The sequence below is a fragment of the Levilactobacillus suantsaii genome (assembly GCF_004115745.1).
GTDB classification, from domain to species: Bacteria; Bacillota; Bacilli; order Lactobacillales; family Lactobacillaceae; genus Levilactobacillus; species Levilactobacillus suantsaii.
Genome location: NZ_QXIL01000011.1, coordinates 12,236 through 25,452, shown reverse-complemented (window position 1 = coordinate 25,452; position 13,217 = coordinate 12,236). Strand labels below are relative to the sequence as shown.

General features: G+C 47.2%; 13 protein-coding genes. 8 read left to right on the top strand and 5 right to left on the bottom strand.

Features of this window, described 5'->3' with window-relative positions:
- Entirely contained in the window at window positions 1-438 is a 438-nt protein-coding gene (locus DXH47_RS06815; RefSeq protein ID WP_170954977.1) for a MarR family winged helix-turn-helix transcriptional regulator, read from the top strand.
- 14 nt (window positions 439-452) lie between these two features.
- Window positions 453-1,868, top strand: a complete 1,416-nt coding sequence (locus DXH47_RS06810; protein ID WP_170954976.1) for an MFS transporter — start codon at window positions 453-455, stop codon at window positions 1,866-1,868.
- Between the two features lie 212 nt (window positions 1,869-2,080).
- On the opposite strand, the gene DXH47_RS06805 is transcribed toward DXH47_RS06810, so the two are convergent.
- Entirely contained in the window at window positions 2,081-2,443 is a 363-nt protein-coding gene (locus DXH47_RS06805) for a hypothetical protein (protein WP_129032613.1), read from the bottom strand.
- Between the two features lie 288 nt (window positions 2,444-2,731).
- On the opposite strand from DXH47_RS06805, the gene DXH47_RS06800 reads away from it, so the two are divergent.
- Window positions 2,732-4,111 (top strand): hemolysin family protein, encoded by a 1,380-nt coding sequence (locus tag DXH47_RS06800; RefSeq protein ID WP_129032612.1) that lies wholly within the window; start codon window positions 2,732-2,734, stop codon window positions 4,109-4,111.
- Window positions 4,112-4,618: 507 nt separating this feature from the next.
- On the opposite strand, the gene DXH47_RS06795 is transcribed toward DXH47_RS06800, so the two are convergent.
- Window positions 4,619-6,073 (bottom strand): DHA2 family efflux MFS transporter permease subunit, encoded by a 1,455-nt coding sequence (locus DXH47_RS06795; RefSeq protein ID WP_129032611.1) that lies wholly within the window; start codon window positions 6,071-6,073, stop codon window positions 4,619-4,621.
- A 299-nt stretch (window positions 6,074-6,372) separates the two neighbouring features.
- Between DXH47_RS06795 and nrdI the strand changes: the two genes are divergently transcribed.
- Together nrdI and DXH47_RS06785 are read left to right on the top strand one after the other, a co-directional pair.
- Complete coding sequence (gene nrdI / locus DXH47_RS06790; RefSeq protein ID WP_129032610.1) at window positions 6,373-6,846, top strand: class Ib ribonucleoside-diphosphate reductase assembly flavoprotein NrdI; 474 nt, start codon at window positions 6,373-6,375, stop codon at window positions 6,844-6,846.
- Window positions 6,839-7,594: an NADPH-dependent oxidoreductase gene (locus DXH47_RS06785; protein ID WP_129032609.1), complete on the top strand. Its 756-nt coding sequence runs from the start codon at window positions 6,839-6,841 to the stop codon at window positions 7,592-7,594. The genes nrdI and DXH47_RS06785 overlap by 8 nt, the downstream gene beginning before the upstream one ends.
- Before the next feature lie 62 nt (window positions 7,595-7,656).
- Here DXH47_RS06785 and DXH47_RS06780 read toward each other — a convergent pair whose 3' ends face one another.
- Window positions 7,657-8,829 (bottom strand): MDR family MFS transporter, encoded by a 1,173-nt coding sequence (locus DXH47_RS06780; protein WP_129032608.1) that lies wholly within the window; start codon window positions 8,827-8,829, stop codon window positions 7,657-7,659.
- Between the two features lie 199 nt (window positions 8,830-9,028).
- Here DXH47_RS06780 and DXH47_RS06775 point away from each other — a divergent pair, with 199 nt between their 5' ends.
- Window positions 9,029-9,262: a heavy-metal-associated domain-containing protein gene (locus DXH47_RS06775; RefSeq protein ID WP_129032607.1), complete on the top strand. Its 234-nt coding sequence runs from the start codon at window positions 9,029-9,031 to the stop codon at window positions 9,260-9,262.
- A 14-nt stretch (window positions 9,263-9,276) separates the two neighbouring features.
- Window positions 9,277-9,825 carry a ferritin-like domain-containing protein gene (locus DXH47_RS06770; protein WP_129032606.1) on the top strand — a complete coding sequence of 183 codons (549 nt, stop codon included), beginning with the start codon at window positions 9,277-9,279 and terminating at the stop codon, window positions 9,823-9,825.
- Window positions 9,826-9,936: 111 nt separating this feature from the next.
- Here DXH47_RS06770 and proC read toward each other — a convergent pair whose 3' ends face one another.
- Entirely contained in the window at window positions 9,937-10,743 is an 807-nt protein-coding gene (gene proC, locus DXH47_RS06765) for a pyrroline-5-carboxylate reductase (RefSeq protein ID WP_129032605.1), read from the bottom strand.
- A 24-nt stretch (window positions 10,744-10,767) separates the two neighbouring features.
- On the bottom strand, window positions 10,768-12,069 hold the full coding sequence (locus DXH47_RS06760) for a CD0519/CD1768 family membrane protein (RefSeq protein WP_129032604.1): 1,302 nt from the start codon (window positions 12,067-12,069) through the stop codon (window positions 10,768-10,770).
- 392 nt (window positions 12,070-12,461) lie between these two features.
- On the opposite strand from DXH47_RS06760, the gene DXH47_RS06755 reads away from it, so the two are divergent.
- A complete protein-coding gene (locus tag DXH47_RS06755; RefSeq protein ID WP_129032603.1) occupies window positions 12,462-13,022 on the top strand; it encodes a helix-turn-helix domain-containing protein in 561 nt (186 codons plus the stop codon).
- Window positions 13,023-13,217 lie beyond the last annotated feature (195 nt).

Sequence of the window (13,217 nt, the reverse complement as noted above, 5' to 3'; positions counted from 1 at the left end):
TTGAAAAATCATGATTATGGTTTCTTAGCTCAAGTGTTAGCCCGCGGTATCAACCAATACTTTTCGCAAATTGGCGCCAAGCTAAACCTTAGTGGGATGGAAATCGTTATTCTCAATTTTTTCTTTGACAACTACCAAACGACTGTCTATCAAACTGACATTGAACGAGAATTTAATATCCGTAGTTCAACCGCCACCGCCAATATCCGCATTATGGTTCAAAAAGAGCTCTTGCAACAAACCGTCGATCCTAACGATAAGCGACGTAAGCAACTTTCACTAACCCATAAATCTATGCAATTAGAAACACAACTCAACGCTTCAAAGGAACGCCTCGAACAAGCATTGCTTACCGGCATGCCCACTAGTCAACAACAAACCTTTTTAGCGTCACTCGAGTTAGCTATCAAAAATCTCCATTCATTTAACACCCATTAAGAAAGGAAATGTGTATGGCTTCATCTCAAAAACATTCAACAACTCAAATTTTACTAGCTGTTTTAGCAACCGGCATCATGATTTTCTGTGGCATGGTCATCGAAACTTCTATGAACATTGTCTTTCCAACGCTGATGAAAGAATTTCATATCAAGACGTCTACCGTACAATGGATGACCACATCATATCTATTGATTGTTTCGATTATTGTCCCCATTTCCGCTTACTTAAAAAAGCAATTTAAGACCAAGCATCTGTTTATATTTGCCATTACTTTTTTCATTATTGGTGTCAGCATTGATTCCTTTGCGACAGATTTTACCTTCCTATTAGTTGGAAGAATTATCCAAGGCATTGGGACCGGGGTAGCCCTTCCACTGATGTTCAATATTATTATTGATGAAGTTCCGAGCGAAAAGATGGGTATCATGATGGCCGTCGGAACTTTGGTGACGGCCGTAGGGCCAGCTCTTGGCCCTACCCTTGGTGGGATCATCAGTAGCGCCCTTAACTGGCATTATATTTTTATTTTCCTTTTGCCCCTCTTAGTGATTGCGTTTATTTTGGGGGTCTTTACCATTCCTCAATCCAAACCGTTAAGTAAGCACCCATTCGATTTGCGAACCTTTATTTTTATCCCATTAATGTTTACTGGTTTCATTCTCGCCCTTAGTCAAATTAGCATTCACGGCATTATTAGTTGGCAATTTGCTTTAGCCCTAATCGTCGGTCTCATTGGGCTAATTGGCTTTATTAGCCGCAACAATCGGCAAGCTCGGCCCCTGTTAAATCTTGCCATTTTCAAAAATAACAAGTTTTCGGCACACGTCATGTCATTTTTGCTGATTCAGATGACCTTATTAGGCTTAGGCTTCTTGCTGCCTAATCTAAGCCAAATCGTCCTTGGTAAATCCGCCCTAATCGCCGCTCTGCAATTATTATTAGGCGCCATTATCGGGGCCATCTTTACGCTACTGAGTGGCCGAATTTTAGATGAATTCGGCGCCAATAAACCCATTAAAACGGGAACCCTGATTGTTTTCTTTGCCCTATGCTTGTTTACCATTAATACGACCCATTTGACCAACACCTCAATTATTACCTTTTACGCTATCTTTATGTTAGGTGTCGGAACGGGACTCGCAAACATTATGACTAACGGCATCAATCTCCTGCCCGCAAACCAGCAGGCAGATGGTAACGCAACGTTTAACGTGACACAGCAATTTGCTGGTGCCGTGGGAACGACCGTTTGTTCAACTATTGTGGCCCTATTTCAAGCTGGTCCAACAACCTCAAAAGTCTATGTCTCAACGACGCAATTAGGAACTGGAGTTGCCTTTATTATTTTAACCATTCTGACCGGGCTGAGTTGCTTAAACATGTGGCTCAATTTACGCAAAAATAGCCAGCAAACGACTCATCACTAAAGTCACACATGTCTGACGTGACTTCCTAGACACTACCTCACGACACGCAGTTACCAACGACTTTTGTTAGACACTAACCGGCACATTAATATAAGCTAACATCATTTGGATTGACACGACAAAAAGTGCCTGGTCATTGGCCAGGCACTTTTTGATGACAGGCAACTGTCTCAGTCGTCAAACTGTGTTTACTATGATAATTATTACTAAAATTAAAGATCGAAGTGTTCCGGTGGCGTAACCAATTTCTGGTTAATCTCCTGGCCTAACGTTTCCAGAGCTTTTTCCCGGGTTGGGATGAGGTCCATGTTAAAGATGATTGAATCGATGTCCCCACCCGCAAAGTCGAATTGCTCGAAGTAAACGTACGGGTCGTGATCGTCGTCGTCAGTTAAGAAGTGCTGCGTCACTGCATCCGCTAAAGCGGTTGCCCAAGGCAACTCTACCATTTTTGGTAGATCGTGTTTCGTCACATACCCCGGTTTTAAGATCAGTGCAGCCGCTTTCTTAACATCCTCTGCGGGAATGTCAATTTTCGGTTCTTCTGCTTTGTCTTTCTTTGGTGTATCTGCCATAATCCAAAATCTCCTTTGACGTTTCTAAGATTAGTCTAGTCCTTTTTGATGAAAACGTTAAGCACGGAGATGATTTATTTCATTATCGCGACTAACTCGCAATTTACAATAAAGGAAACGGTTTCAAAAACGTTAAGTAAATTTATCACCTTTTTTTCCCGGACTTCGAAAAAGTTTAGTTGCGTTTAAATAGCCAGAAGCGTAGAATTTGCTACAATCTGATGCCTATAAAAACGCGGTCAGTCGCGCTATAATAGAAGGATAGAAAAGTGAAATGAGGAATGATGTGTGGATAGCGGTCAGATAGTTGTAAATCTAGGTATAATTTTAGTTACTTTCTTTTTTGCAGCTTTCTTTGTTGCCTGTGAGTTTGCTTTGGTGCAGACGCGTCCCAGTGCGTTGCAGGAAAAAATCGACGCCCGGGAAAAGCCAAGCCCCAAGTTAGCTCGGGCCATGAAAATGGTCACTAATTTAAATGAATATTTATCAACCACCCAAGTGGGGGTCTCCTTGGCGGGGATCATCCTCGGGTGGATCGGGGAAACGTTCTTCGTCGACATCTTGTTGGCGGGCATTGCCCCGATGCACGTTAATAGCGGAACGGCGCACACGATAAGTGCCATTATCGGGGTCCTGGTCTTGACCTACCTCGAAGTGGTTTTCACCGAAATCGTGCCGAAAAATATCAGTATCGATATGCCCATGCGGGTGTTGATGCTGATTGTCACTCCGCTACATTACTGCCATGTCTTGTTCTACCCGTTCGTTTGGCTTTTGAATACCAGCGCCACGGGAGTCGTCAAGATGATGGGCTTAAAGGTCGCTAATGAAAGCGACGAAGTTTTCTCGCAAGCTGAAATCTTGAACCTTTCTCGAAGCGCCGTTGAAGGTGGGGAGTTGGAAAAAAACGACCTGGTCTACATGCAACGGGCCTTTGAATTAAACGATAAGGTCGCCAAGGACATCATGATTGACCGGACCCAATTGACGGTTATCGACATTACGTCCACGGTTAAAAAAGCCGTCACGATGTATCTGCAAGAACGGTTTAGCCGCTTGCCCGTCGTGGCGGATAATGATAAGGATAAAATTCTGGGTTATGTGTATAACTATGACCTAGTCCGTCAACAACAAGTCGATTCGTCAATTCGCATCGACAAGCTGTTACGAGACATCACCACGACACCCGAGACCACGCCCATCACGCAGGTCTTACAGCAAATGATCAAGCACCAAACGCCAATTGTGGTCGTGGTTGATGAGTACGGGGGCACCTCCGGAATCATCACCGACAAGGACATCTACGAAGAGCTCTTCGGGACCGTCCGCGATGAAATCGACGATGCCAACGACCAGTACATTTTCAAGCAACCCAAGGGCACCTTCCAGGTTAGTGGGAAGATGACCACTTACGACTTCGAACGGTACTTCAACGTGGATATCAAGGAATTCGAATCCACGGATATCGTCACTCTGGCAGGGTTCATCATCGACAATTACCCCGACGTCCAGGCCAACGATGTGATTCACCTAGAAAACTTCGACCTGAAGGTGTTGGATTACGAAAACTCCTTCATCAATTGGTTCGAAGTCACCGTGAACCCGGTCGTGCCTAAGCAATTGACGACGACGGCCGACCCATCGAAACACCACAAGACCACAACTTAATACCACTAAAGTAGGCCCATTAGCCGGCGGTTCGCCGGCTAATGGGCCCTTTGTGTTTCTAAGATGACCAATCCCCCAATTAGTCACCCGTTTCCTCACTAACCCGGTTCCCCCAATCAGATCAGTCAGGCACTGCAAGACTGGCAAACGTCGGTCCTGTAGCCATAATGAGGCGTGAGTGTGGTCCCGAAAGTACCGATCCGTTTAGACCCTACCCCCGCGAATTGAATGCTCCGATGACCGTTAGCCGGGTTCCCATTTACCATGTGAATCCCGCCCAACACCAGCCAAGCCAGTACGCGGTTAGGCTTGACTGAAGCATAGCACAGTTGGCGGTGAGGCCCAGCAGTTGTGAACCAGTTAATAAGTTTGTCGCCGCATCTAACAAGACACTACACGGGTTACACTATCCGTGGACTATTTTCTAACCATTAAATCTCCACGAAAACAAAAAAGAGCCTGGACAGATAACGTCCAGGCTCTCGTTTAAATCCTGTTTGAACAGGTTTAGTTTTCTTTAGTGGAGTACTTCTCCTTCTTCGGTAACCGGAAGGCTAAGAGGCAACCAACCAATGCCAAGACGAAGGTGAAGTAGAACCCGTAGTGCGCCCCGTTCGTGAAGGCGTCAGCGGCCTTATTCGTGGCCCCGTTGGCCATGTAAGCAGCTTGGCCAATCCCTAACAGACTAGTGGCAATCGCCGTTGAGATGGCCCCAACGACCTGTTGTAAGGTGTTCATGATGGCACTCCCATCGGCCGCAACCGGACCGGTCAAGGAGTTCAACCCGTGGGTCTGCGATGGTGACATCGCCATCGGTGCCCCGATCATCAAGATGACGTGGGCGGCAATGACATACGCAATCGTACTCTGCGCACTGGTCAAGGCCAACATCAAAGCACCGACCATCGAAATGATGAAGCCCAAGATAGCGGGTTTCCGAGCGCCGACTTGGTCGTACATCCGGCCAGAAATAGCAGAAACGATGGCGTTCATAATCCCACCGGGGAACATGATGATCCCGGTCAACGCAACTGGCACTAACAGCCCCTTTTGGATGTACATTGGTAAGAGGTACATCGCGGATAAGATAATTCCGAAGTTGACCATGACCAGGCCAGTTCCGACCCGGAAGCCCGGGATGGAGAAGGCCCGCAGGTTCAAGATGGGGTGTTCCATGGTCAATTGACGATGAGTGTACCATGCTAAGACAACGATCCCTAAGACAATGCTGCCGATAACGGCGGCAGAAGCCCAACCATAGTCACTGGCTAAGCTAACGCCGACAACCAGGCTCCCAAATCCAACCATTGATAATAGGATGGAAATGAAGTCGACCTTTGGCCGGGTAACATGGGCAATGTTCTTTAAGGACGTCACGGCGAAGATAAAGGCAATCGCTAAGAATGGAATAAAGATCCAGAAAATCCAGCGCCATGACGCAATCCCTAAGATTAAACCAGCCAACGTTGGCCCCACCGCGGGAGCGAACATAATGACCAGTCCGACGATGCCCATCGCCGCACCTAACTTGTACGGCGGGAAGATCTGCATCGCAACCGTAAACATCAACGGCAGAATCAATCCAGTGGCAATCCCCTGAATCATCCGGCCAACTAACAAAACGCCAAAGCCTGGTGCCAGGGCAGAAATTGCTGCCCCAACGGCAAAGTCAGCTAAGGCAAACAAAATCACTTGCCGCGTCGTAAACCATTTTGTAATTAAACTTGATAACGGTAAAACAATCCCAATCATCAGCATGTAGCCGGTGACAAGCCATTGCACCGTTGCCGTGGAGACGCCTAATTGCGCCATCAATTGTGGCAAGGCAATGTTCAATGACGTTTCACTGAACATCCCCACGAAGCCTCCAATCAGCATCCCCATCATCGCTAACATTGGATGAGCGACGGGAACTCGCGCTGTTTTAGCCGCAGCTGCTTGGTTATTTTCTACTGTGTCCATTGGTTTTCACTCTTCTTTCATGTTTACACAATGGATTACTCTACCAGAAAAAATTTTTCGCGTAAGTGTTTTTTAATGAAAAATTATAGTTAAGCGTTTTCATTAGGCAAATTCTCGATTTTGGTGCGCTTTAGACAGGTTATCCTTTTTCAATCTAGCTCACCCTGATAACCCGCAGTATCGCCTTCATTGCCATCAACAGTCCGCTCGATTTGACCACATAATCGCGCAAACTTCACGCGCAATTTTACTTAAATCCGTGTACACTAGAACTAAACTCAAAGACCGGAGGAACCGATATGCAACCACTACGGATTTTATTCATTTCAATCGAGGGCAACACCCGTAACTTCGTTGAACACCTAACGGCTTATGCCCAGACCCAACACGACGCTGACGCGACTCAACCGACGATTGATGCCACCGAGATCAGCGAAGCTAGCGACTTTACGCCCGAAACAACGCCGTACTTCTGTTTCGTTCCTACCTATTTAGATGGCGGTAACGGCATTGACAACGGGGTCAAAGAACTCATGACCAACGTGATGGGTGAATATATCGACTTTGGTGACAACGCCACGCACCTGATCGGCATTGTCGGTAGTGGCAACCGGAACTTCAATGAACAGTACTGTTTGACGGCTAAGCGCTACGCCAAGCGCTTCAACGCCCCGTTCATCGCCAACTACGAACTTCGCGGGGTCCCAGCTGACGAAAAGCGCGTGTACCAGGCAATGGTCACCCGGATTCAGGAGGTGACTGCCCATGCCTAATACTGCTTTAGACACTTTATTGGCACACCGAAGCGTCCGCAAATTCACACCTGAAAAATTGACGACTGACCAGGTCCACACCTTGATTGATGCGGCCCAGCATTCAGCCACTAGTACCTTTTCCCAACAATACAGCATTCTCAGCGTGACCAACCCCGCCAAGCTAGCGGTCTTGGGGGACATCACCGGCCATCACTGGCTGGAAAAGGCCGGCCACTACTTCATTTTCCTGGTCGACCAATACCGCAATCAACAACTAGTTCCCACGTCGGCAACCACGGCGGAAAACCTCCACAGTGTCGACAAACTCTTGGCCGGTATCTTTGACGCGACCATCGCGACCGAAGCCGTGGTCACGGCGGGCGAAAGTCTGGGCCTGGGGAGTACCATCATGGGCAGTATCTTGAACGACGTCCCTCGTCTCATCCAGTTGTTCGACCTTCCCGAATTGACCTTCCCTATTTTGGGTTTGGCCATCGGTCACCCGGCAGAACAACCAGAACAGAAACCGCGCTTACCCCAAGAGTTGATCCACTTCGAGAACCAGTACCAGCCCATCACGGCCACAGAACCACACTTGGTGGCTTACGATGCGTTGCTCAAAACATATTACCAACAACGGTCAACCAACCAACGCGAAGAGACCTTCACGCACCACATCGTCACCGAATTCAGCCGTGACCCGCAACAACGGGCTGGTATTTTGGCGGCGTTGCGGCAACAAGGGTTCTTGCAAGAAAAGCAATAATCACAATAGTTATAAAAAGCAGGCGCGGAAATCTTTCCGCGCCTGCTTTAATTTTGTTGAATTTAATCTTGTTTTATCCGGCGGTGTCGGATCTGCCGATTATGCCCCATCACGGCGAGTAGTGCGACCAGCATCAAAATGGTGACCGACCAGAACAGCGCCTGGTAACTGCCATACTCGATTAGCAGCCCACCGTAAAGTGGCCCGACCGCTCGGCCCAAGGAAATCGCCATATTATAGAGGCCCTGAAATTTCCCCTTGTCATTGTTACCTGCTAGATTATCAATCCATGCAGGTATCCCCGGAAATCCGGTCATTTCTCCTAACGTGAGGATGACCATGGTCAAAACGAACATGCTGTAAGTTCGGTCAAACACCAATAATAGGAACGATAACGTAAAAATCAACGTCCCGGCAAAGATTTGGGTACTGAGTTTAAAATTGGCTCCAATCCGGTTCGCTAACGGTTGGCCGAAGACGATCATCAACCCATTGAGCGTCCATAACAGACTGTATTTCTCAAACGAAATCCCCAGGTTGACCATGTGGACCGAAATCACACTTTCCCACAAGGTATAGCTTAAGTACAAGCAAAAGACCATCGTTGCAATCAACCAAATCAAACGCAAATGTGCCGGCTTGGCCGGGCCCTGTTCACGAGCCTTAGTCGCGGTGACCAGCACCACGTTAAAGTCCGCCAACAAGATGAGGAGTAAGACCAAGTAAAAGACACTGGCGACCATGAAGACTAAGACCACACCGTACTTCATCAGGTAACCCACCATCAAGGTCCCGATTACGACCCCTAGGTTCATGCCGATATATAAATAATTAAAAACCCGTCGACTCGGGATACTCTTCACGTTAGCCGCAAACGAGTTCACGACGGTCATCACGATGCCGTCGCCCAACCCAATCAGCAGTAAGAGCAGGCCAAAAATTGGCCAGCCGTGGAAGAAAATCAAGAGCACCATCGGTACTAACGAGCAGGTGGTCCCCAGCAAACTTGATTTAAACGGTGACCAGTGGTCGAACAACCAGCCGCCTAACCAATTCCCGAGAATCATGCACAGAGACATCCCCAAAAGCGCCACCCCGGCCAACGCCAGGGTTTGATGCAACTGGTTATGCATGTAGACCGTCGTTAATGGCCACATACAGGCTGCCGCGGCGTTCAACAGTAGCGTTGCCGCGAGGATGCCCACCAAACTGACTTCCTGTTTTGTTTTCCACATTTCAATTCCCTCGCTTATTCGACTTTCTGCTCTCATTGTCGCATATTTGGCCTAAAACTCAACCGCCGCCCCTCATCACGGCAATCCTAGAAAAAGGGGGAATTCCACAGACTTTTTGGTGTAACTTGATTTGAGTCAAGTTTTTTCACCCCTGGTCCCCCTATACTAAGACTTGTAATCAAGACAGGAGGAATTCAATATGACTAAAGTAACCATGAAATTAGACGACCTGACTTGCCCATCTTGCATGACCAAGATTGAAGGTGCTTTGTCCCACCAAGCCGGTGTCGATGACGTCAAAGTTCTGTTCAACGCCAGCAAAATCAAAGCTGAATTTGACGACAGTCAGACTTCTGCCGACGACCTCGCTAACGTGGTGACCGACCTGGGATACACCGTAAAAAGCGCTAAAGTTAAGACCCTCGACAAGTAGAAAGGAAGTTTCCTATGACCACCACGATTGAAGACCGTTACGCCGCTGAACAAGCCCAAGCCGACCACGACCACCACGTCCCGACGGCCGGGGCCATGACCAACCATATCCTGGCTAACTTACACATCTCGATTGTGAAGTTCCACCAAGTCCGTTGGTCTGTCAAAGGCCCACTCGCTCCCAGCGTCCGCGATCTCTTAGCGGATTACATCGCCACCTACCGCAAGCAATTCGATGCGCTCGGTGAACTATTGCTCGACGAAGGGGAACTGGTCTCGACGACCACCCAAGAATTTGGGGAGTACAACATGTTAGAGGAAAGTGGTGCCAAGAAATACTTGTCCGCTACCGACCAAGTTGATGAATTAGTCCACGATGCGGACACGCACAACCTCTTTATCGACCGGGCCATCAAGCTGGCCGCAAAAGAAGATCGTCCAGCCCTGGCCGCCTTTTTGACCACCCTGCGCGGCACGAATAACCACATCATCCGCGAACTCCAAGCCATCTTGGGTAACGACGCCCGCGACGGCTTAGACGAAGACGACGATGATGATGACTAAAGTTGACTGCGGACTACGAGCCGCGTTACCTAAAGGGACCCAACAGAAGATTACTTTCTGTTGGGTCCCTTTTTAGGTTACTCGTCAATTATGACTCTTAAGCGCTGCCTTTCATTCAGCCATTTGGCGGTTCTTTTCCGCCACAGCGTGAACCGTATCCATAACTAATCCCCGGAAGCCCCCAGTTTCTAAGACCCGGACACCTGTAATCGTGGTTCCAGCAGGGGAACAAACCATGTCCTTTAGATTGCCCGGGTGTTCCCGTGTTTCCAATACCATTTTGGCCGATCCCAGAACAGTTTGAGCCGCAAATTCATAGGCATCTTTTCTTGGCATCCCTTCAAGCACTGCACTATCGGCCAGCGCCTCGATGAATAAATAAACGTAGGCGGGTCCAGAACCAGAGACACCGACAACTGCATCAATAAGATGTTCTGGTACTACCTTGGCTAAGCCAAAACTGCTAAACAGCGTAACCGCCAATTGCTTTTCCTGCTCATCAACGTTCTCATTCGTAGCAATGGCTGCCATTCCTGCTCCCACCAATGCTGGTGTATTTGGCATCACCCGAATCAGTTTCAAACGACCGGTTAACCCCGCTGCTAACTGGGCCAAAGTGACCCCCGCCGCAATTGAAATCACGAGTTGCTGTTCATTAACCCTACCATTGATTTTCGCCAAGACCTGGTTCAATACCTGAGGTTTAACGGCTAAGACGATAATCCCTGCGTTATCAACCAAATCTTCAACAGTCGTGGTCGGTTGTACACCCAAAGTATCCTCTAAATGCTTCCGCACTTTAACTGAAGGGTCGAACACGTAAACCTCAGTCGGCTGATACTGCCCCGACTTAAGCAAACCGGCCATCATCGCTCGTCCCATGTTACCGCCGCCAATAAATCCAATCGTTTTTTTCATCATCATCCCTCTTTCTTATGACATCTAAAAGATCAACTGTGCCGCATAATTTGCGACCACTCCCGCAACTAAGCCACCAATCAATTGTGCGAACATAGCAAAAGTTGTAATTTCACGTGTCTTCATTGTATCGGCAATCGAGGCGTGAGCGGATAAGAACCCTGACCAACACCACGCGATGGCAAAATAGACTGTCATATCATGCATCCCAATCGTTCCGGCATCTGCCATTTGCTTAGCCCCAGCTAGTGAGGCGCCGGCAGCCCCTAATGATGTTAAAGGTAGGCCCAGAGTCTGTGAATTTGTCAGACCAAACAGGGGCTGTAGAATGAACGACAGCTTATCGCCCAGCATTGGTAACAAGCCCGTCCCTTCGTAAGTCACGCCTTGATACACTTCATGTCCGTGAACCACGCTGGGACCATTGGTCAACATCATAACTAACGTGGTGAAAATCAAGACACCAGGGATAATCGACATCCCCAAGTTAACCCCAACTTTACCACCATCACACGCGGCACTCAGTCCCCGCTGGAAGGGGCCACCGTCTCGAATTCTCCGGTAACCTTTCGGCGCTGGTTCCAAGTCACTAGCCAGACACTTCTCGTCAACGTCCGCGTCCATACCATACATTTTCTTGGTCTTCCACATTAATAGTCGATTACTGACTACCCCACCTACGATTGTGCATAACGACCCAACCGCCACACACGATACAAACTTCCCGGACTGAATGCCCAAGATTCCTCCGGCAAGGATAATCCCCATCCCGAAGGTGGTCCCCAAATTAATCATGGTGACCCACTGGTACTTCTTATAGTACTTCGCAACCGACGGATCCTGAGCCACAACAGCCACCGCCGTATTATCAGAAAAGTAAGTCGTGATTGCCACTAGAGAAGCCACACCGGGCAAGTTAAACAGCGGCTTCATTAACGGAGCCAGTAATTTATTTAACAGTGCCGTAACTCCAAATTCAGAAAACAACGTTGAGACCGCACCAGCTAAGACGGCCACACCCATGATGTAAAAAATCGTATTTAATAAGAGGTCGTGGGCCGTACTCATGACGACACTGAACATAGTCCCAAACCCCATCACACTTGAGAAATAAATGCCTAATAACAATAAGAACCCCAGACTAATGAACGTTCCTTTACTGATTTCACGGCGAAAATGAGCCGTGTCTGGCGCGGCATCAAGCGTCATCTCACCATCATCTTGTAGATCAATCTCTGGTTCCGGTTGAGCCTGCGCTTGATTTTGTGCGTATCCTCGAGTCTTTTTTTTCGTCAGTCTAAAACTCGCCAGCTTCCGTAATCCCATCTTGAAATCCCCCTATTTCAAATCCAACCATTTGCTCAGGTAATCACTACGGCATCGGGTGCTTAAGTCTTCATGAATCTGGACCATTCTAGGATTCCTGATGACGGTCATTAACCTTAATCAATAAATTTCCCGTAGTCGCAGACATCACATTTTTCAAAGTACCTATCATTCTCATTTTGTCATCGTTTTACGAACATGCTCACTTTTTAACTTGATTAATCGAGCATTATTATAATTCACGAATATAAAATAATCAACATTTAAACGCTTATAATTTCATTTTAGTATAATAATTAACGAACATTTTCATTTTCAGCTGTATTGTCTTTTATCGCCCCTTCGACGATAATTAGGGTAGCATCAAGTCTAATTAAAGGGGTTATCTAACCATGAACATTGGGGAAAAATTAAAAGCTCTACGGACCCAAAGTGGGAAGACGCTTAAGGAACTTGCAGCTGAAGTCGACCTATCAATTGGATTTATTTCTCAATTTGAAAGAGGAAAGACAACGATTGACGTCGCTAACCTTAAAAAAATAGCTGACGTCTTTAACGTCACTATCCAATACTTCTTCGACGATGATAGTGACGATCAAATCATTATTCGAAGCTACAACCAAAAAATTGATAAACAGCTCAATCACGCCATTTATAAACCACTCAGTTCTAAATCTACTACGCTAACTATGCAACCGGAGTTATTAATTTTGTTGCCAACCGAAGCCAAGGAGCTACCCAAGGCATACACTCATGAGGGCGAAGAATTTTTGTACATTCTCGCTGGGACGTTAACCTTAATTATTAACGACCAAATTTACAAACTCTACCCGGGCGACGCAACCCACCTTAATTCCCAGTTACCACATAATTGGGGAAATTTAGGCAGTCTTCCCGTTAAAATGATCATTGTTCATGATAGTCAGCATAGAAATAGTGAACACCACGGCTAATCTCTCCCAACAAGTCAATCGTGCTAAAGTAGCGGTCAAGCCCTAATATCAAGGCTTGACCGCTACTTTAATCTAGTCTCATCATAATTTTTAATCTTTTTCCGCCAACTTGATTCACGTCAAGTTAACTAATCCCGGGTGGGGGCATACTAGAGTCAGCAATTGAGGCAAGCATATTTAATCAACTTCCCCACT